The organism is Mesorhizobium subarcticum (genome assembly GCF_055456085.1).
Genome location: NZ_CM144237.1, coordinates 4,721,944 through 4,741,240, shown reverse-complemented (window position 1 = coordinate 4,741,240; position 19,297 = coordinate 4,721,944). Strand labels below are relative to the sequence as shown.

Here is a 19,297-nt window from a genome sequence, read left to right as displayed (position 1 = left end):
GCCGAAGCGACAGCAGGTGAGTTGGCCAAAACACTCAGCAATCGCATCCGTTGGGACCGAGGTGTCGGCGATCACTGGATCAACCCGGAGGCCGACCCTCCAAATGATGCGATGCCGGCCGCCGTCGGCGACAATGATATGGTGGAACAATGGAAGAAGATGGGCTTCGTTGTACCTGTCCGAACAGAAGCCGGGGAGACTCTTCATGTGGAAACAGGGCGGAGTTCCTACGACGGGTTGGGTGACCGAGACTACTTTTTCTATCTTTTGAATATTGATTCTTACCCAGATTTTGTCCCTCAGGCACGGGCTCTTGCGGAGCGTTTTCTAAGCAACGCTCGAGCGTTGTTGGATGACCCGACCCCGGGTGCAGTCGATGACATGTATCGATATTTTCGCTATTCAAAGGATGCGTTCCATCAGCGCCTAGATGAGATCTACTCAGCTCTGCAAGCTTATGCGGCCGAAGATCCATTGACCCCGGATAGCCCATTCCAGACGCGCGAAGATATGATTGAGCGTATCCGCCAGTTCGCCCCGCTCAACCAGCTCGATGGTGCTTGGCTTCGCAATGTGGCCCGTGCCGGGCCAATAGATGAAGTGGGTTCCCTTCTGTTTTCGGTCTGGATGGATGAAGTGGGGGATGGCAATCCGAGCCAGAACCATGCCAATCTTTACACGCGCTTCATGGAGGGGGTGGGCGTGCAACTCCCACCAATAAATACAGTAGACTATGCTTACGATCCAAGCCTGCTTAACTCGGCATTCACTGTCCCAATGTTTGAGCTGGCAATCTCAGAGTTCACGGACAGCTACTATCCCGAAATCCTTGGCATGACACTGCAACTCGAATGGGAAGTGCTTGCGCTCTGGCCCACAGTGAAATTGCTTCGAAATTTCGAAATTGATGCGCATTTCTATGAGCTCCATATCGGCATCGACAACGCGGCCGATGGACATGGCGCGAAGGCTCGCGATGCGGTGAACCGCTTTCTGGACGACGCATACAGACGCGGCGGTGACGCTGAGGTTCAGGCAGTTTGGCGTCGGATCTGGACTGGGTACGTGGCTTTCGCGACGACGGGCACCCTTGGAAGCGATTTGCGAGATCTCCTCGATCGCCGGCGGACGCAGCCCGACACGCCAGCTGACGGCGTTATGGCAATAATTCAGGAAAAGAAAAAATACGGCAGCCTCAATCACAGGGACAAACAGGCCGCCGGCAAACGGATAAATGATCTTTTCGAGGAGCCACAGGCCTTTATGAGCGCCCTCGTTGATGGCGGATACATAGTTCCTGGCCGACCAGATCAGAGCCCATTCTTCAAGCTAACGAGTTTTTCGGGCCCCATGTATAAGGTCTTCTCCGAGGATGAGCTCAAGACTATTGAGACCTGGGTGATCTCTCTTGGAACCGGCGAGGCGCCGCCCGAGAAGACCCCCCTGCAGAACTGATGGCCGCCTGCGTGGATCATTTCCGCGAACAACAGGTCGGGACGCCCACGCATCAGATTGTCCAACTTACGGGAGCAGATCCGTCAAATCCTGGCCAGACGATCACGCAACCCCTGGCGGCATGGTTCGAGGCTCCAACCAGAGTTCTGCTGGCAGCCTTGGCAGACCCTGTGAACAAGCTGATCGTTCCGAGTAATTCGGCCAAAAGCCCCTTTGTCGCCAAGTATCTAGATGGGAAAAACGCGATGAACCGAGCCTTTAGCGCCGTAGCTCCCAATACGGGCGGCAAGACGTGGCGGGACGTTGTGGTCGACTGGATCAATAACGGATGCCCATTGCCCGCTGCCAACGCTGCCAGGTCGTTGAACCCTGGAAGGGGACCCGCAACGCGTCTCCTTCTGACCAGTTCAAGAGCCGTCGAGGCAAATCACCCGCGGGGACGAGTACAGGGCATGGGTACTGTACATTAACCAGAAAGGACGCCTGACATGTCAGATACCCAATGCGCAAAATGTGGCGGACGCCACGAGTTTGACGCCGAGCTTGCACTGGCCCGTATGGGCAGGAAACACGAACAACTCGCCAGCGTCATGAATCGCTTCATGGCCGGGGTCGTAAACACAACGCCTCCTTCCGATCCCGCAATTTTAAGAAAACGCACGAACCTTGTATTGACCTTGTCAGATGAACTAGGTCGCATTGTAGGGGGCAATCCGACGACTGATTTTCCGGATTGTTGTCTAATTGGCCACCGCAACCCGAATGGAACAATAAGCTGGTTCTGCACAGGTGTCCTAATTCATCCTCAAGTCGCACTGACCGCAGGGCATTGCTTTGTTCCCGACGAACGCGCCAACGTCATCGCTCTCGGCGCATCGGATCAAAACGAACTTCAGCATGCGGAGTTGATAAACCTCCGTCGCTTGGTGGTTCATCCCCGATATCAACAGACACATCGCATATCTGATATGACTGTACTGATCCTTCGACAACCGGCAGTCACTCCCCCCGCTATCATAGCCACGACGGCTGAACTGGCCGCAGCGAAACAGACTACGCTTGTGGGATTCGGAAACGACGATATCAACAGCACAAAAGGGTTTGGCGTTAAACGTGAGGTCAAGGTCGATTTCATGGACCTTCGGCGAACGCCAGCGGACGATCTAAACTCTGATGAACAGCGATTGGGTTTCGAATCCGACTACGAGTTTGTAGCAGGTGGCGCGGGTTTTGATACTTGCAATGGCGATAGTGGCGGGCCGGCTTACATTCAGGTCGGGGCTAAGCAGAAAGTAGTTGGACTTACATCTCGCGCCACCGATACCGCGATTCATAAGTGCGGAGACGGCGGAATCTACACTCGCATCGATGTTCATATGGACTTTGTTCGACAAGTCGCAGCTGACGCCGGTATAGTCATTCCTTAGAGAAAATCCTTCAGAAGCCTGACATATTATGGTTCGTAAGCAAGCCCAGAGCGGGCGAGCTGCATTCATTCTGTCAGTAACGAGAACCCCGGGCTTAGCCCTCAGAACGGTCGGACCGTTCTGAGGTGCCGAGGTATCCGGCGCGAGGTTCTGGCTCGTCGTTGAAGGTGCTTCGAACCTCAGCGCGGCCTTGATGTCTCGTGTTAGCGCATCCTGAAGGCTGCAAATGTATAAAAGACCTTCCTTCAGGTCCGCTCGCCGAACGCTCCCAATGTTTGTCCAAGTTCCCCGACGGATCGGACTTGCTATGCGGTTGCACAGTGGGGGGCATTCTCCTTAGGCCTGCGGAGCAGGTGCCGTCTTCAGCGCGTGCAGGAGCTTGACCCCGTCCGGACTGCCAAAGCCGGTGCATGCATCCCAACCTGGACCCGCCAGATAGGACCCATTGTTCCCCTTGGTAATGTCATTAAGCACGCCTGTGGTGCAGCTTGCGTAGAGCGTGGGATTGAGGAAGCCGATGCGACTCCCAAGACCCTGGTTCAGTCGGATTAGAAGGCTAGCCCACAACGGCGCTGCCGCACTGGTCCCACCGATCGGCTCCAATGTTTTGCCATCAATACGCATGATGACCAGGCCGGTGATCGGATCGGCGACGGCAGCGACGTCGGGTACGCCGCGGCCGATCGTGTGCGGCGGATTAGCCGCAGGCGGCACGCCGGCGTTGTGCTGATACGCGGGGAGCGGGAAGATCGAACTCACGCCACCGCCACCAGCACCCATCGGATTCGGTAGGCTAAGGTCGTTCCACACAGTCTCGGAGGCGATTGATCGAGTGCTGCCCGCCGTCTCTTTGAGCGAGGTTCCTCCAACACCCAGGACCCACGGGCTCGAAGCGGGGAAGTCGGCGTGCGCACCGCTCGTCGCATCATCCCGGGAACCGTCGTCGCCCGAGGCGCAGCAGACGGTGATCCCTCGGCTGCCGGCCGCCTCCATCGCTTCATCGACGAGTTTAACACCGGCAAGCGTCCACGCTCCGTTGGGGTCGTCTTCAGGATTTCCATAGCTGATAGAGATCACCGAGACGGCGTTTTTGTCCGTAATGGCAGCATGAAGAGCCTCCACCCAACCCTGGTTCGTGAACTCGGTGAAATAGACGAATAGCTTCGCGCCTGGAGCGACCGACCCCACAACACACAGGTCGAGCATCACTTCGCCTGTCGTGTCGCCGTTGTTGCCAGAAAATGGAGTATCCGGTCCCGGATCATTGCCGGGGCCTTGAACGACGACATCCTGAATCATCGGCGTCTTGCCCTTCAAGACATGCTCAAAATAAGTCTTGAGTGCCGGCAGTTTGTACCCGCCGTGTGGATCGGGCGAGTTACCACCGTTGAACGCAAAGATGGCCAGATTTTCGCCAGTACCGTCGAACTCGGTCGGATAGTCGTAAAGAGTGGCGATCTCCGGCGGAAAGAAAGTGCCCCGCCACTTGTTTGGCCAACTCTTACCTTTTGTCGTCTTGGCCGGCAGGCCGGCGAAACGACTGCGCACCAACCTCGGCTTTCCGGCGGGCCGCGTGTCGAGCCCTTCAACGGCGGTAATGATGTTGAACAGGTCTCCCGGCAGGAAGATTTCACCGGTTCGCCCACGGAAGCTGCCGAGCGCGCTGCGTTCATATTCATTAAGCTCGACGCCAAAAGTCGTTTCGATGTCTCCCACGGTGCCTTCGACGAGAACGCGCCGCTTGACTGCGCTCGAATCAGCGATCTTGAACTTCGAGCTGATTGCGAATTTTTCGACCGCATCCAGGTCGTCGGCCGCGGCACCGTAGACTTTGGCGAACTCTTCGAGCGTCAAATACTCGCGTGACGCTATCGCCTGGCTGCTAATGGCGTTGGCCTTTGCGAGAAGCTCGGGCGGGGGTGCTGGATTTCGACGCGTGAAAATGCTGACCTTGATCAAAGCAGAAGTGTCAGATCGACCAATCAGGTTGGCCCCCGGAACTGACCGGCGCAGGCTGCCGGGCAGCGCAATACGACCTGTTTGGTTCGACATAGCTGACGTCCTTTTCTAGCACCACCAATTGAATGCTTTCAGGAACAATTCACACCCGTAATATCAATACCGTGGCTAATCGTATTCGCCCATAATATTCAGATTTGGGCACTTTTACGCCTACCGTGGAAGCACATTCTTGTTCACTTTTTTGTGATTGTAGTACAATGATAGGCTTAATAGTGCATCTTGTATGAGTTACGTGGATCGATTATAATATTGATGTTTGGCGCATTGCAATACACGGCGGGCGGAGGTATTTATCTAAATTGAACTAAAGAAGATTTCGGCAGCAAGAATACAATTCCCAGGGGTCAAATTTGGCTATGAACGCGGTGACGGCAGATGATTACTAAGCCAAGCGGCCTTGGGCTGGCGTGTTAATCGTGATGGCCTCTAGTCGCTGCGTCGCACCGTGTCCCGAACGAGCATCTGCGAGATTGCACAAAAGGAGCGAGCAATGACTGCTGGCAGAGCGTGGTTCGAACGCAACCTTGGATTTGACCCGCTTTCGGCACCTCTGCCCGAGCAGGCCGTCAGTCACAAGCCGGCGGCTCGCGCCTTAGCCAAACCTGAGGATTTTCAGCGAGAGATTATCGACTTCGATTCCGAGGCGGCAGAGGGTATCGCCTTTACCGCCTTCAGCAAGGCGACGAGCCTTTCGCGCTTTACAAACATCCAATGGCCTGAAGGCCTCGTGCCGCAGACGGCGACAGACCTCAATAATGGCGGGAGCAGGCCGCTGCCGACCGCCGATATCCTAGTTGTCACCTGGACGGTCGATGAAGGATACGCTCTCAGTCGGGTCCTTACGCCCGGAAAGGACTCGAAGCGCGACTACATCCACTACACTCACAATTTTGCAGCGATTTCGGCCTGCTCGCGGGCGGGATGTCCGGCCTTGGAAGAAGGGGCCGGCCAGAGTTTTCTCCTTGGGGACAAGAGATGACGCAGACCGTTGCCAACGCGAACCCGCTAAAATCCTGCCCGAAGTGCCAGAGCACGATAGCCAAGGCTGCGGTGGTCTGCCCGATCTGTCAGTCGGACATTGCGGAGCACAAACAGAATGGTTTCGTAGCTTTTGCGAGAATCCTCAAAGATTGGATCGGGTTCCCGACCGCCGTCGTCGCGGCGGTGGCGCTCATCGGACCGGCGACCAACGCTGTTCTCGCCTATCTCGGCAAAGACGGTGCCACGCTTACGCTGAAATATGTTGGGCCGAACATCGTCAACATCGGCCTTGACGACACCCCGGTTACAGAGCAGCCGAACGAAGTCTTCGCCTACATCCCCTACGTGCGGCACGTTCTGATCAACAACGGCCTGTCCCCAGCCACCATCCAGACCGCATTTACCTGCTACCGCAATGAGAACGGAGAGGGACAAGTCGTTGGGAACTTCTATTTCATAGATCTGCGAACGCAGAAGAGGCTCGCCAATGACCCTAAACTAGGCCCGGGAAAGTCGGTCCTAGTCGATGTCGTGGTACGAGACATTTCCCCGATCGACGCTACCGATATGACGTTTCCGGCTTCAGACACTTGTACGCTTCCGTATACGGACAAGTATGGCACCCATACATTCAACTTTCCTGCGGCGCTCGGGAGCGGGACCCCTTCCCTGTTCGGCATCGACGCCCCTGAAGACAGAAGGGTAGCTTTGCGAGAAAAATTCTGCCCGAACATGGTCAGAGGGCTGCAATTGGGAGCTGAGCCGGTCGACTGCGTCGACGACACCCATATCTTCGCGATAGAACCGGTCTACCTTTGGCAGGACGGCCTCCAGCGGGTACTCCGACAGTCCGGCAACTTTCACCAGATCACGCAAGGCGGGGCGGTACGCGCTCCGGGATTGGTGCTGACCGGCTGTTCTGCACCCAACTGCTCGCAGCAAGAACAACAGATGCGGCAGGCGCTCCGCAAATTCACGCCTCCAGTGGCTGTGTGGCTATGCCCTCCCGAAGTCGACGGCCCTAAAGCGCCCACGACAATCGATTTCAAAAAAGACTGTCCGCCCGTCGAGTTTTCTCCGGCACCGCCATGAACGGGGACGCCGCAGTCTTCATTCTCGGTGCCGATATCCGCCAAAGGTAAGGCTAGTTCCTTAGCCGGGTGTCCTGCTCTCACTAGCAGGGCGGCTTGGCGACACGGCTCGGCGTGCAACAACCTTCTGATAAGAAGCACGTTCGAAAGCGCCGGCATTGAGTTCATTGCAGAGAATGGCGGCGGCCCTGGCGTGCGTTTGTCTCGCAATCACTGATATTCTGTTCGCCATGCGACGGGATTTTCGATCCATCGATTGATATCGGATTCCCGCCAGCCGGCCCCGTTGACACTGATCTTGATCTGCGCCGGGAATGTGCCTTCGGCGATCTTGCGATTGATGGTCGAGCGGGACAGGCCCGTCCGGGCAAGGACGGTTTTGAGGCGTATGATACGATCCGGCTCGGGCATAGCTTGCCTGCACCTCGCTGGTTCTTCCTGATTTCTGCGGGAACACACACGACGAACGCATGCCGGAGGCAATCAGGTTTGTCGCCTCAGCCGGCCGCGGCGTGGAAACGGCGGCAAATCGGCATGCCTTAGATCCCAATGCCCCGCCCCTTACCGATGCCGTGGCTGAAGGCGAGTTCCGCACCAAGGCGCCGGCCGGAATCGATGTTGATGCCAAGCTCACGTTTACGGTTTGCCAGTAGGGATTCAAGTTGAGGGTCGCGTTCAAGGCTCTTGGCCATATCGGACATGGCCGAACGCGTTGACTTGTAGCCGGACATGTCGCCGGCCTGATATTGCTCCTGTCCCCTACTGTCGAGCTTTTGCCAACGTTCCACGAAACGGTAGGCGCGCCGGCCGAGATCTAAGTCCAGTCCGGTGCGGATTTCCGTCTCAAGTTGGAGAGCAAGCACGACGCGGCTGACGCGGCCGGCGCTCGCTTCGCGAACCAGTTCGGGATTTTTCACATAGGCCGCTTCCGCATCGCGCCAGCCATACGGCCGCGCCTTCTCGAAAGCGCTACGGGCATCCCTCAATTCGCGCATCTGGTCGGGACTGCCCTGCCCGTTAGCATTTCCAGTACTGAGGATCGCGTCGATAGCGCGCGCATGACGCACAAGCGCCTTGGTGCGAGCGCTGCGCAACGCCGCTTCCGCGTCCACCGGCACGTTCGTGTCGCGCGGCACTCCGGTGGCTAGATTTCCTCTGCCGGGCGTCGGGCCTGCATGTCCGATCCGCACCCCAACATTTTCCCTTCCCGGCCCGCGCCCACCTTCCTGGCTGGGCTCGCGGTCTCCGGGCGAACGCAACCCGTCCAGCAACCCGCCGATCCTGTCGCGCAGCTTCTCCGGAACGATCCGGCGCACGATCTCGACCACACGCTCGCGGAACGTGATGCCACGCCGCTCCGCATAGCTCTGCGCCGGGTCGATCTGCCCGTAATCCGACGCCATGTCCTTGGCGCGGTCCCGTGACAGCGTGCGTGCAAGTCGCTCACGGCTGGCGAAGTCGTCGCTGCCATAATGCAGATCCATCCTGTCTCGATGCCGCGACAGTGCGACGTAGCCGCCATGTGCATCCATGCCAGGCGTTGCGAGCAAATGGGTCCGGTCGACGGTCATGCCCTGCGCCTTGTGAATGGTTGCGGCATAGCCGTGGTCGATGTGGGAATAGTCTTTCAGGTCGAAGCGAACCGATCTGTCGTCATCGGTGCGAACCGTCATGTTTTGTGTGCTGACTTCCTCCACAATGCCAAGCGTGCCGTTCTTGACGCCAAGCCCGCGCTTGTTGCGCAGGAACATGACACGGTCGCCGCTGGCGAAGTCCCTTGCACCGCGTTCGACATTCACGTGAACCTCCGAGGTGCTCACGCATCTGGCATGGATCACGGGTCATGACCGCGATCAGGCAGAGGAGTATGTGCGGACGACGGCCCGCCAGATTGGGACGCCACACCGCGCGGCGATAGAGATGGCCCTGGGCTGGGCGCCGCAAGGGCTGGTCTAGGAGGAAAGATGGCGACTCTCACTGAGAGGGAAGTGCGATATAGCCAAGATATCCTGAAAAAGGATGGCGCGCTGCGCGACTTCCTCGCTCGTAGCATGTTGCCGCTGGACATCGATGAGCATACTTGGCTAATCCACCTAACCGGCATAAAGGCGATCCTAGGCAATCTCAGTAACGACGTCGGCTTCGTCGCAACCCTCCTTATCAAGCGCTATCTTGCGGAGCGCTTCGCCATCGTCGATTTCGACGCGGCGGCGAAGCCGCAAGGCGCTGCCGGCGCGGATATCGTCGCTGCCACCGCTGATGGCCGCAAGATTGTCGGCGAACTGAAAACCACTAGTGTACCGTCGCAGTGATTGTGACGGGTTAGTCTACGCCGAGAATGGGCAGGTCCTGTGGCGGGACGAGCAACTGGATGCTGCGAGCGACACCGGGCTGCTTGTCGATCAAGCCGAGTTGGTTGAGGGTCTTGAGCATCTGATGGACTGACGGTGCGGTGACCCTGAAGTAGCGCTGGAAGTCCGCCTCCGCCGGAGCGCGGCGATTGATCTGCGAATAGGCCCAGATGAAGGCGAGGTACTGGCCTTGTTTGGCGGTGAACCGTACTGTCGGCGCCGGCGTCTTTCGGTCAAGCAATTGATTCATTGTAGATTCACCTACGGCTCTTCCACCAAGAAGGGCTTTGGGAATGAACATACGATATCGGGTCGAACTCAGCCAATCCGAACGAGACGAGCTGCGTGCTTTGGTGAGCGGGGGTAAACTGCCGGTGCGGCGGCTCAAGCGGATGCAGATCCTGCTGGCCGCCGACGCCGGGGTCGCCGACGAGGCCATCGCCATCTCGGTGCAGACCAGCGACTCGACCATCTACCGCACCAAGAAGCGCTTTGTGGAGATCAGCCTGGAGGCCGCCCTCAGTGAAGGGCCGCGTCCGGGGGCGGCTCGCAAACTAAGCGGCAAGCAGGAGGTGCAACTGGTGGCGCTGGCCTGCTCTGATCCGCCGCAGGGATGCGCCCGGTGGACTTTGAAGCTTCTGGCCAACGCCCTGGTCGAAGTGATGGAACACCCGAGCGTCTCACGCGACACCGTCCGCCGGCGGTTGAACGACAACGATCTGAAGCCCTGGCAACAGAAGATGTGGTGCATCGCCAATATCGATGGGGAGTACATCGCCCGCATGGAGGATCTCCTCGATCTCTATGCCGAGCCGCATGATCCCAAGCGACCGGTGGTCTGCTTCGATGAAAGTCCGATCCAGCTCATCGGCGAGGTGCGCGTGCCCATCGTGCCGAAACCCGGAAAGCGATACCGCTACGACTCCGAGTACAAGCGTAACGGCACGGCCAACCTCTTTGTCATGGTCGACGCCAACCGGTCGTGGCGCAGGGTCAAGGTCACCGACCGGCGCGCAAACGAGGACTTCGCCGTCTGCATGCGCGACCTGGTCGACGTGGACTATCCCGGCGCCGACAAGGTCCGCGTCGTGATGGATAACCTATCAACCCACACGGCCTCCGCTGTCTATCAGACCTTTCCAGCAGTCGAGGCGCGTCGGATCTTGCGACGCCTGGAGTTCCACTACACACCCAGGCACGCCAGTTGGCTCAACATCGTCGAGATCGAAATCGGCGTTATGCGCCGCCAATGTCTTGATCGCCGCATCGCTAGCCGCGACCTCCTTGAAACAGAGATCCGGACCTGGGAACGCCGCCGCACCGAAAGTGGCGCCCGCATCCGCTGGATGTTCTCCACACAGCAGGCCCGAGCGAAGATGGCAAAATCCTATCCCACGCCATCTCTCAAAGAGTCATAATCACCGCGACGCGACACTAGTCCCTATCAGCCAGGGTTCGGCGCGCAGCAGCGAACGACGATCATCAAGGACCTTGCGCGGCTGGCGTCGTCGGGCGCCTATCACCGCTTCATGTTCGTCACTAACGCCGACACGTTCATGACTTTGTGCAAGCCGGTGTGGATGGCGCGCGCACCCGGCGTCGAGATCGTAGAGCTCGTTTCGGGCCGCTCCTACCTGTGCCCGCCCGCAAGCCCGGCTTGAGAAGCAGCATGATCACGCGACGGTATACTCCTCAGGAGCGAATTGGCATTAGCGCCGTCGAGCATATCGTAGCGGCGAAGATGGGCTGGATCTGGCGCAAGCAGCCGGTCGCCGACTATGGGATCGATGCGCACATCGAGGCTGTACGCCATGACGGGCGGCCGACCGGCCAGTTGTTTGCCGTGCAGGTGAAATCTGGCGTCTCTTACTTCCGCGGCGGGAGGGATACCGTCGCGTTCTATGTCGACGACGATCATATCCGCTATTGGGACCAACATGCGCTGTCAGCCATCCTTGTCCTCCATAATCCCGACGACGGAGCGACCATCTGGCAATGGGCCAATCTCAAGGCCGCGAAACCTACTCCAAAGGGTTGGCGAATCGATGTGCCACGCGCGAACCGAGGCAGGCACGGAGGGCCCCCGTCTTTTAAACAAAAACAATCAATTAGCGGGTGGTTCCGCGAGCATATCCGTCGTTTGTACTCAAGTTGTCTGGCGAACCCGAGGATAATACGGAGAAATGAGCCAGTCCATCAGCCTCTCGACAGCGTATGAAGCTGTTCTTTCGGCTCAAGAATATCTGTACCGTAATGTGATGAAATTTACCCAATTTACGGAGGGGCCAAGTAAGTATAACTTGGCCCTATAGTCGGAGCAGCAAGCGGACTGTGGGCTGACGGGGGCAGCTCTGTCGGTAGGCGGGCGATCTGCTCGAAGTGGAGAGTCAGCGCTTATCCGACACCTATCCCGAGGGGGCGGAGAATAGGTATGGACGCTCTGCGCGCGACCATGGAGGTGTTCCTCGCAGATTGGCGCGCCGATCTCTCGGCAGGCTGGACCGCCTTCTTCGCAGGTGTTGAGCCCGATTTCATCGCCGTCCCCGACGCCCTGACCTTTGACACAGCGCATCCCGTGATTCCGGGCCGCAAGGCGCATCCGATCCTGGGCGCCCCTGCCGGGTCCCATGTGTTTCGGGCTTTCGACAGGATAGCGCCTGAAGCGGTGCGGGTCGTCATAATCGGTCAGGATCCCTATCCAAGGGCGGATCGAGCGACAGGACGCGCGTTCGAGGATGGCGCACTTCAGAGTTGGGCAGACAATGTGGCGATCAGCCTTCAGCATCTCTTGCAGTCGGCGCTGGCTCTACGGCTTGGACGCCCGGAATTGATGCAAAGTGCCGGAGAATGGACGACGATCAAAAGTGAAATCGTCCAGGGTACGATCGTCCTCGAGCCACTTGCGACCTATTTTGACAGGTTGCAGGCAAGCGGCGTCCTGTTCGTCAATGCTGGATGGACGTTGACGCGGTTCCAGTCCGGTGGCTCGCCTGAGCAGAAGGCACATATCGGGCTGTGGCGCCCCCTGATGGTGAGATTGCTGAACGGTCTTGCGGAGCGAGCCAACGAAACCGTCGTCTATCTATTGCTGGGGTCGTTTGCGCAGAATTTGTTCGATGCCAGCGGGACCAGACAGGCAGCCGAGGCGGCGGGTACCTGGCAGGATGGAGTGGCAGTTGTTCGCCACGCGCACCCCAATTCCTCGCAATATTTTGCTGACAATCCGCTTGCGAAGGCGAATGACACCCTCGCTGCGATGGGGGGTGTCAAGATCGACTGGTAAACAACGGCAACAAAGGAGCACGGTATGGTGGGGGAACTCGATCGCAAGGCACTTGCTCGCTACATCATCGAATATGGCAGCGAGGACGATGAGCCGACAGGGCGCGAGATCGTCGCAGCCGACGACGAACCGATGGCGGATGGCGGGCTGGGCCTGAACTTCCCGGCGGGGACAAAACCCACCGTCATTCCCTGGCCCGACGATGTCCATCCAGACAATCCCCTGCCGACCGGTGATGTCCTGGTCGTAACCTGGACGGTCGCAGAGCATCAGGCTCTGGCCGACGTCCTGACACCCGGCGTCACCTCGCGCAACTGGGCGCCGTACCAGCGCAATTTCCAGGCGAACTTCAAGCCGCATATCCGGGCCGGGGCGCCCTCAATGAAGGTCAATCGGCTCGGGTCCTGGTGCGCCACGCAGATCGCTGGCAAGAAGCTCATCTGCGTTAAGTCCGAACTCCATCTGAACCAGGATGGCATCGCCACCGGCGAGGGCACAGCGACGCTTCCGGTCAAGGACTTCTTCAGGCAGATGATCGGTGAGGTTAAGCCCAAGCTGGTGATCACCGTCGGCACTGCCGGCGCGGTATTCCCGCCGGCGGCCACGACCAAGCTCGGCGCCATGATCTGCTCGCCCCATCAACTGGGCGACGTCGTGATCACGCGCGGTGCCAAGTTCAGGCTGAACGACGAGTTCCGCAAAGAGGCCTTCGCCAACAGCAGCTATCGCTGCGAGAGCTTCACGATTCCCGACAGCCGACTGGACGATGCCAAGGCGCTCTTGGCGGTAAATGCCGACAAGCTCCGCGAACCACCATTCGCACCGCCGCATACGGGCTACAAATGGCCGGCTGGCGGTCCGCTTCCGGGATTTGTGAACAGACCCGATCTCAAGATCGACGGCCGCGACATACCGGAATTCCACCCGATCCTGACCACGAACTCGTTCGAGTTCGGCACCTCTACGAACGGCCTTGAGCAACAGGGCGCTGCTGTCGAGATGGGCGACGCGGTTCTCGGCATGCTGATTGACGAGATGAAGAAGGCTGGCGAGGACGTTCCCAACTGGCTGGTGATCCGCAATGCCTCGGATCCTCAGATCAACGGCGCGCTGCCCGATCGTAATTCTCCCGGAGTGCCACCACAGATGCGTCGCGGCCTCGATATGCAGGCCCATTGGGCAGTCTGGTATTATGAGACCTACGGCTATTGGACGAGCGTCAACAGCGCTATCGCAGTATGGGCCATGGTCGCATGACAAACGCTGTCCAGATGCTGCCGGTCGAGGTCGAACTCGCGCTCGACGTCATGCCATGTCAAGCCATGCGCCGTAGCTATGATGGCGCACCAAAACCGCACCCATGCGCTCATTTCGCCGAGTGGGGCGTGCTGCACAGCTATGATTACGCGGCTGCGGGACCACCACCGGCACCCGGTATCGAGCAGCCCAGCGTCTATGCCGGGAAGCGGGCCGTGGTCCCCGAGATCCTTTCGGGATGTCGAAAGGCACCGATCCTGGCTGTTGGGATCAACCCGAACCTGCCGGGATGGGGCCCCCGGGATCGCAATGCCATCCATCCCTATTTCGAAGATTACCTGCAATATGCCCACTATTTTCGGTGGCGGGCGACGGACAAGCTGAGAATCCCCCTCGACACCTACAATCAGCTCCGAGCAGGCCGGGACGACGGCCCCGATGACGGCCAGCCACTTCTGCCCAAGGGCAGCCAGATGTCGCTCGAGCGCATGCCGGTGCTGATGTACGAGCAATATCAGACACTGCTCGACGGGCTTGCCGAACGCGAAGGATGGGCCGAGCATCGCCTCACGGTAGGCGAGGATCTCGCCTACGCCAATATGGTGGCCTGCGGCAGCGCGCGCTGGACCGTGCGCAATCGCCCTGGCGAAGAGACCATGCCCCTGATGGGACCCGAGCGTGCGGCCGGAATCGTCGATGAATGCTTCAACAAGCGCTTGCACTTCCCACGCCAGCTTCTCCAAAGCCTGCCGGCGGTCGTCATCGTGTTCAGCCAGACCACCGCCAATGCGTTCATTGCGCGGCTCGGGCAGCATTTCACCAAGGGCAATCCGGTCGTGGGCGAGTCTCTCGATGCCTTGCTCAAGCGCGAACATCGCATCAAGCTTGGGACGGCTAAGGACGGCAGCGCCATCGACGCCCGCGTGATCTTCTCGCCCCATGCATCCTCCAATCCCGACGATTTTGCCGCTGCACGCGACCAGATCATCGGTCATTTGTCGGCCGAGGTGCAGGATGGGCGCCTGGCGCTCAATCCCGCGACGGGCCGGCTTCAGCGAACGCGCGGTGGATGCCTGTTTTGCGAAAACGCGCTCTATTCGATTGGCGCGTGCGATTATCGGGACGAATTGCGGCCACTCGACGGTGAGCGGGTCGTCGCGCTTGATGGCGGGCTGACGCCGATTGATCCGATGAAGGAACGCGCGGCGCATCTGCGTCTGCTGGAAGACTTCATGCGCCCGCCCGCGAGCAGCGTCCCGGTGCAGGGCGAACTGTCGGCGGAGTTCGCCGTTCTGGATGATGCCGGCCCATCGTCGCCCCGCCTGCGGCTTCACGGCAAGATCGCCACCATGCGGGACGGCGAAGCGCCGATCCTCGACGGTGCACTTTACCTGGCCAAAGGCAAGATTGTCTCAGTCGCACGGCAAGGTGACCCGCCTCCCGCCGGATTCCAGGACGTGGCCGCGATCGAGACCGGCGGCGTGATCGTACCCGGGCTGGCTGATCTCCATAACCACCTCGCCTACAACGCGCTTAGCCTGTGGTGGCCTCGACAGCCACGGACGAACCGCGCGCAGTGGCTGCGCGATGCCGATTATAAATCGAAGGTCGGCATGGTGATGGATGTCGTCGCCAAGCGACAGGACCTGCTCAAGGCACTCATCCGCTACGTCAGCGCCAAGCTCCTGATGGGTGGCGTGACCGCCGGGCAAGGCATGACCACCAAATATGGCGGCAAGCCGCTGTTTCACGGGTCCATCCGCAACTTCGAGCAGCCGGACGATCCGGCGCTTACCCCGATCCGGCACAAGATCACGGACCTCAAATCGACCGAGATCGAGGATTTCAGGACCGCACTGGCAACCGGGGCGCGGATGTTCTTTCACCTTGCCGAGGGCACCGATGCGGCGGCCGAGAAGCAATTCGGCATGCTTGTCCAGAACAACCTGCTCAAGAACAATGTGGTTGGCATCCACAGCCTTGGTTTGACCGACCAGGACATGGCCGCGTTCAAGGCCGCGGGCGCGAGTGTGGTCTGGTCGCCGTTCAGCAATTCGCTGCTCTATGGCCGGTCGATCGATCCCAAATTGCTGCAATCAACGGCCATACGCTTCTCGCTCGGCAGCGACTGGACGCCTTCGGGAAGCCGCAACATCCTTTGCGAGATGAAGATCGCCTATCTCACCGCCAAGGCGGGCGGGGCGGCGATGTCGGCCGATGTCCTGACGCGCGCGGTGACGATCGGGGCGATGCGCGTCGCAGGATGGGACGCGCTTCTAGGATCCCTCGAAATCGGAAAATATGCCGATGTGACCGTGGTCACTGACCGCGGCGATCCCTTCGAGAGCGTGCTGAAGGCTACTGAAGCGGATGTGATGCTCGTCTGCGTTGCGGGCCATGCTCGCTATGGGAACCGAGCCCTCGTGGAGGCCGCGACCATGGGCAGTGCTGCCGTTCTCGAAGGCATCACGGTCAGCGGACAGGACAAGGCGCTTAATCTGCACCATCCGTCTTCGCCGCTAAACAATCTCAGTCTGGCGGACGCGGGACGGGCGCTGGCGGCAGCCTTCGCGGATCTACCCCAGGCACGTGCGGCGGCGGCCTTTGCGCCGCTCGACGATGGGCCACAGATCGAGATAGAGCTGGAGTTGAACGAACTGGAAGACGACATCGCTTCCGAGAACGGGGAATTTTCGACACTTGCTGATGCTGTCCTGCCCCAATCGGTTCCGCTCGATCCGCTGACGGTCATTGATGATCCGGGCTTCTGGGCGATGATCAACTCAATCCCTCATCTGCCTGACTTCCTGAAACATGATGGAGGCCTGAAAGGGTTTTACCACCCATGAGCACGCGGCACGTATCAGTCCTTTGTCTGAGCGAATCCCAGAAGGACGCGGTTCGGCGCATCCTTCTGGGAGGCAATTCCGAAGCCAATGGCGACTACCTGACCGGTCTCGTCGACGAACAGGGGCAAACGGAACTCGAAGCAGGCGGGTTCCTGTATGATCTTGAACCGGCTCGCGCGGCCGCCGGGATCCCAGGCGCAACTGCCGGAGATTCGTTCGCGGCGCGTGCTCTGAACGACACATCCGCCGATACGGCGAGCGGAGCCTCGGACAGCGTCGTGTTGGATCTTTCTGCCCCGCTCGGTCCCAACCTCGTCCATCGACTTCTGGACGCCGGTGCGAAGCTTCGTGAGCGCGTCGGCAGTTCGACCTACATCGCCGGTTATGTGGGCAATCTCGCTGATCTCCAGGTGATCGCCCAGGTCCGCGACGTTCGCTGGTTCGGTCAGTCGGCGACTTTGAGCTCGCCCGATCTCGTCGGCCTTGCCCGCGAAACGCCCTCCATACCGCTGACCGAACATGTTCCCGTTGCACCGACCCGAAGCGGCTTCCCAAAGACCTTGGGCTCAAAGCCTTCGACGCAATTCTCGATCAATGAAGATGGAGCGGAGGACCCTTCAGGCCCGACAGGCGCTTCGGATGGCACATTCGAAACAATCGAACCCACGCAGGAGCCAGCGGAAGCGGCAGATGCGACACCCTTGATAGCGTTCGACGTGCGATGCCATGCGCTCGATCAGATCGATGCCTGCGCAAGCGCGATCGCGGCGGTTCCCAACGTATCGCATGTCGAGAAGGGATCCCAGCGGATCCGTTTCTGGGCGCGGCCCGAGCAGGCCGAGATCGTTCAGAAAACGGTATCCAAGCTTACACAGACCGCAATTGTCGAGCCATATATCCATCCAGAGACGCTGCTCGACTATGCGCGCCGGACCCTGTGCGGTGGTGGTCCGCAGGCATCTACAGGTGTTTGGACAGGCGACGGCGAGTTGGTGGCGGTCGCGGACACCGGCATCGATCTGGAGCATCCGGATTTTGCCGACCGCGTCGACCTGATAGGGCCAACCATTCTCCCACCCGATCGCGATCCCCAAGGCCACGGCACGCATGTCTCATCGATCATTGCCGGCGACGGTAGCGCGAGCAACGGCACGCTTGCTGGCGTGGCACCCAAGGCGCGGCTCGTCGTGCAGCGCCTTGGTGCGGGGCTCACCGCGATGCCGCTCGAAATCTCCACCCTCTATGCGGGTGCCTATGATAGCGGTGCGCGCATTCAAAACCTGTCCTGGGGCTCGCAGGTCAAAAGCCACTATGTGCTCAATTCCGACGACCTCGACACGTTCGTGGCGTCGCACCCGGATTTTCTGATCGTCGTCGCCGCAGGCAATTGGGGCGTGCAGGATATTACCGAGCCAGGAAATCCGATCGGACTCTCCAGCCTCGGCGCGCCCGCCAGCGCCAAAAACTGCTTGACCGTGGGCGCCTGTTGCTCGCCGCGTAAAGATGGGCCGTACGCAGCGCTCGACTGGGCTCAATATGACGGCAGCAACCCGCCTGGCAGCCCGCCGATGGCGACGCTTCCTCTGACTGGGGACGACAATATCGTTGCGGCCAATTCGAGCCGCGGTCCCTCGGATGACAATCGGATCAAGCCCGACCTTGTCGCGGTAGGCGTCGGCGTCGCGGCTGCCCGCAGCGCAGATCGTGGCGCGCCGATCAAGCCGTGGGGCAATAATGGCCACTACATGTACCTGACCGGCACGAGCATGGCCGCCCCCGTGGTCAGTGGCGCGGCGGCATTGGTACGGCAATATCTGCGAGAGAAAAGGGATCACAGACCGTCGGCCGCGCTGTTGAAGGCGATCCTGATCAACGGTGCACGCTGGCTTGCGGGAGCACAGCAGGAAGGCCCCACAATTGGTCAGCCGAACTCCCATCAGGGATTTGGGCGCCTAGATCTTTCGCTCGCATTTCCGCTCGCCGAAGATGCGGGTTTCCGTCTCAATATCACTGACATAGCCGATACCGATACTTCCGCGGTTCGCATGGAGACGGTTGGCGGTGGACCGGCGGTGAACTGGCGCGGCACCTTCTCGGTATTTGCCTCGGACACGCCATTGGCGGTCACGCTGTGCTGGACAGATCCACCGGGTCGCTGGCTCCAGCACGATCTGGACCTCGCGTTGATCGGTCCCGACGGTAAGGCCTATGCAGGCAATAATATGCTGGCGCGGATGCCGGGGCAGAAGACCGACCGGCTCAACAATGTGGAGAAGATCCTCTTGCCTGAACCGGCCACGGGCGAATGGGTGGTTATGGTCAAGGCCTTCAACACCTTCCTCCATCCCCAAGGCTTCGCACTGGCGGTGACGGGCCATATCAGCGACTGGATAGAATGATCCTTCTCACACTAGGAAGTAACGCTCGTCTCTCACAAATATGAAGTTGAACGCACGATCTCCGTCGAGAAGTCACCGGCGGCGGCTCGTCCCGGCAGACCACCCGCTGATTTGCGATCACGACCGGCGCAACAACGATTTCACCCAGGCTATCGAGCGTAGGGGGTTGCTCGTCTGCTTCG

At 59.6% G+C, this 19,297-nt stretch carries 14 protein-coding genes and 1 pseudogene; 11 read left to right on the top strand and 4 right to left on the bottom strand.

Going from position 1 to position 19,297, the window contains the following annotated elements:
• Window positions 1-21: 21 nt before the first annotated feature.
• Window positions 22-1,455, top strand: coding sequence for an iron-containing redox enzyme family protein (locus ACZYHG_RS22960; protein ID WP_464614767.1), 1,434 nt, complete (start codon window positions 22-24; stop codon window positions 1,453-1,455).
• Between the two features lie 488 nt (window positions 1,456-1,943).
• Window positions 1,944-2,882: a S1 family peptidase gene (locus tag ACZYHG_RS22955; protein WP_464610513.1), complete on the top strand. Its 939-nt coding sequence runs from the start codon at window positions 1,944-1,946 to the stop codon at window positions 2,880-2,882.
• Between the two features lie 336 nt (window positions 2,883-3,218).
• On the opposite strand, the gene ACZYHG_RS22950 is transcribed toward ACZYHG_RS22955, so the two are convergent.
• A complete protein-coding gene (locus ACZYHG_RS22950) occupies window positions 3,219-4,934 on the bottom strand; it encodes a S53 family peptidase (protein ID WP_464610512.1) in 1,716 nt (571 codons plus the stop codon).
• A gap of 460 nt (window positions 4,935-5,394) precedes the next feature.
• Between ACZYHG_RS22950 and ACZYHG_RS22945 the strand changes: the two genes are divergently transcribed.
• The gene (locus tag ACZYHG_RS22945; protein ID WP_464610511.1) at window positions 5,395-5,883 is read left to right on the top strand and encodes a hypothetical protein; all 489 of its coding nucleotides are present in this window, start codon (window positions 5,395-5,397) and stop codon (window positions 5,881-5,883) included.
• On the top strand, window positions 5,880-6,977 hold the full coding sequence (locus ACZYHG_RS22940) for a hypothetical protein (protein WP_464610510.1): 1,098 nt from the start codon (window positions 5,880-5,882) through the stop codon (window positions 6,975-6,977). The genes ACZYHG_RS22945 and ACZYHG_RS22940 overlap by 4 nt, the downstream gene beginning before the upstream one ends.
• A 209-nt stretch (window positions 6,978-7,186) precedes the next feature.
• Here the strand turns inward: ACZYHG_RS22940 and ACZYHG_RS22935 are convergent, their stop codons facing one another.
• Complete coding sequence (locus ACZYHG_RS22935; protein ID WP_464610509.1) at window positions 7,187-7,387, bottom strand: helix-turn-helix transcriptional regulator; 201 nt, start codon at window positions 7,385-7,387, stop codon at window positions 7,187-7,189.
• A gap of 128 nt (window positions 7,388-7,515) precedes the next feature.
• Window positions 7,516-8,784: pseudogene (locus ACZYHG_RS22930) on the bottom strand (Ti-type conjugative transfer relaxase TraA); the annotation flags it as partial.
• Window positions 8,785-8,940: 156 nt separating this feature from the next.
• Between ACZYHG_RS22930 and ACZYHG_RS22925 the strand changes: the two are divergent.
• A complete protein-coding gene (locus tag ACZYHG_RS22925) occupies window positions 8,941-9,288 on the top strand; it encodes a hypothetical protein (RefSeq protein WP_464610508.1) in 348 nt (115 codons plus the stop codon).
• A 10-nt stretch (window positions 9,289-9,298) separates the two neighbouring features.
• Here the strand turns inward: ACZYHG_RS22925 and ACZYHG_RS22920 are convergent, their stop codons facing one another.
• Window positions 9,299-9,577 (bottom strand): LexA family protein, encoded by a 279-nt coding sequence (locus ACZYHG_RS22920; protein WP_258581105.1) that lies wholly within the window; start codon window positions 9,575-9,577, stop codon window positions 9,299-9,301.
• 43 nt (window positions 9,578-9,620) lie between these two features.
• On the opposite strand from ACZYHG_RS22920, the gene ACZYHG_RS22915 reads away from it, so the two are divergent.
• From ACZYHG_RS22915 to ACZYHG_RS22890, 6 genes are all read left to right on the top strand, one after another.
• Window positions 9,621-10,745, top strand: coding sequence for an IS630 family transposase (locus ACZYHG_RS22915; RefSeq protein WP_258580779.1), 1,125 nt, complete (start codon window positions 9,621-9,623; stop codon window positions 10,743-10,745).
• A 251-nt stretch (window positions 10,746-10,996) separates the two neighbouring features.
• A complete protein-coding gene (locus ACZYHG_RS22910; protein ID WP_464610507.1) occupies window positions 10,997-11,545 on the top strand; it encodes a DUF4365 domain-containing protein in 549 nt (182 codons plus the stop codon).
• A 213-nt stretch (window positions 11,546-11,758) separates the two neighbouring features.
• On the top strand, window positions 11,759-12,610 hold the full coding sequence (locus ACZYHG_RS22905; RefSeq protein ID WP_464610506.1) for a uracil-DNA glycosylase family protein: 852 nt from the start codon (window positions 11,759-11,761) through the stop codon (window positions 12,608-12,610).
• Window positions 12,611-12,634: 24 nt separating this feature from the next.
• Window positions 12,635-13,867 carry a hypothetical protein gene (locus ACZYHG_RS22900; protein WP_464610505.1) on the top strand — a complete coding sequence of 411 codons (1,233 nt, stop codon included), beginning with the start codon at window positions 12,635-12,637 and terminating at the stop codon, window positions 13,865-13,867.
• Window positions 13,864-16,716 carry an amidohydrolase family protein gene (locus ACZYHG_RS22895; protein ID WP_464610504.1) on the top strand — a complete coding sequence of 951 codons (2,853 nt, stop codon included), beginning with the start codon at window positions 13,864-13,866 and terminating at the stop codon, window positions 16,714-16,716. Before ACZYHG_RS22900 ends, ACZYHG_RS22895 begins: the two co-directional genes overlap by 4 nt.
• On the top strand, window positions 16,713-19,115 hold the full coding sequence (locus ACZYHG_RS22890; RefSeq protein ID WP_464610503.1) for a S8 family serine peptidase: 2,403 nt from the start codon (window positions 16,713-16,715) through the stop codon (window positions 19,113-19,115). The genes ACZYHG_RS22895 and ACZYHG_RS22890 overlap by 4 nt, the downstream gene beginning before the upstream one ends.
• Window positions 19,116-19,297: the final 182 nt, after the last annotated feature.